The sequence below is a fragment of the Pseudomonas sp. WSY_20 genome (genome assembly GCF_043104335.1).
Lineage (GTDB): Bacteria > Pseudomonadota > Gammaproteobacteria > Pseudomonadales > Pseudomonadaceae > Aquipseudomonas > Aquipseudomonas parafulva_B.
In genome coordinates, this window is sequence record NZ_JBICKP010000043.1 from 1 (window position 1) to 500 (window position 500).

A 500-nucleotide genomic window follows, 5' to 3' on the forward strand; every position below is an offset into this window, starting at 1 on the left:
CTGCATCGTTCATCTGATCCGCAACAGCCTTGATTATGCGGCCTGGGATAAGCGTCGTGAGTTGGCCAAGGCGCTAAAACCGATCTACCAGGCCATCAACGCTGAGGCAGCTGAGCAGGCGCTGGACGATTTTGAAAACGGCCCTTGGGGCAAGCAGTATCCAACAGTGGTGGCTGCCTGGAGACGGGCGTGGGATCGAGTGATTCCCTTCTTCGTCTTCCCGCCAGCCATCCGGAAAGTGATTTACACGACCAACGCTATCGAGAGCATCAACTCTCAGCTACGCAAGATCATCAAGACCCGTGGTCACTTCCCGACCGACGATGCGGCGACCAAGCTGATCTGGCTTGGACTACGAAAAATCACGGCGAACTGGGGTTCAGCGGCGCATGATTGGAAGAGCGCGATGAATCAATTTGCGATTCTGTACGGAGACCGATTTATCAGGCCGACCTGGTAAAAGCACGGCCCGCCTGGCGGCAGGCCGTTATCGGCCCGAA

General features: G+C 56.6%; 1 protein-coding gene. It reads left to right on the forward strand.

What is annotated here, in order from left to right:
• Window positions 1-460, forward strand: a 460-nt coding sequence (locus tag ACF8E5_RS11290) for a transposase (protein WP_392475285.1), incomplete at its 5' end; no start/stop codon positions are given.
• Window positions 461-500 lie beyond the last annotated feature (40 nt).